The sequence below is a fragment of the Priestia sp. BR_2 genome, from assembly GCF_041954005.1.
Taxonomy (GTDB): Bacteria; Bacillota; Bacilli; order Paenibacillales; family Paenibacillaceae; genus Paenibacillus_AQ; species Paenibacillus_AQ lautus_A.
The window spans coordinates 1-636 of record NZ_JAVFHM010000308.1; the positions used below are offsets into that span (position 1 = coordinate 1).

The 636-nt window shown below is 33.5% G+C and carries 1 protein-coding gene; it reads left to right on the plus strand.

Going from position 1 to position 636, the window contains the following annotated elements:
• Positions 1–336, plus strand: a 336-nt coding sequence (locus RB298_RS26555) for a winged helix-turn-helix transcriptional regulator (RefSeq protein WP_486049346.1), incomplete at its 5' end; no start/stop codon positions are given.
• Positions 337–636: the final 300 nt, after the last annotated feature.

Genomic DNA, 636 nt, shown 5'->3' on the forward strand with positions numbered 1-636 from the left:
GGTGATTGCCCAACAGGTTGTCCAGTCGAAACAACATTAGATATTATTGGCGGTAAGTGGAAAGGGGTTATTTTATACCATCTATTGCAGGAAACAAAACGATTTAATGAATTGCGTCGTTTAATCCCTAGCCTAACCCAAAGAATGTTGACTCTACAGCTCCGTGAACTTGAAAATGATGGTGTTGTTCATCGAGAGGTGTACCCGGTTGTTCCACCAAAAGTAGAATACTCTTTGACAGAATTTGGTTACACCTTGAAACCTATTATTCTTCAAATGTATGAATGGGGAAAAGCATATGAAATGAACATAAATAAAAAAGAAAATAATGGATGAGTAGTAAGCTTAGCCAAATAACCACTAAAGTATCAGCAAAAGGCTTCTTTGGCTAAAAAGGTAAGAAGAACTGACCTTTAGGGGGATTGAAGGTTAGTTCTTTGTTTTTTACAGCTTTTCAGTTAACATAAAACGGACTAGGTTAACCTAATAACCAAAGATAAAGAGAAATTTAAACTAAAAAAAGCTCTTAAGAATAAGAGCTTTTTTTAGTTTAGATATGGAAACACTTTAGTTATTTTCAGTTTTACCTAATATATTTTGAAGTATTCCGAGTGCATTCTTCATCTTTATTATATA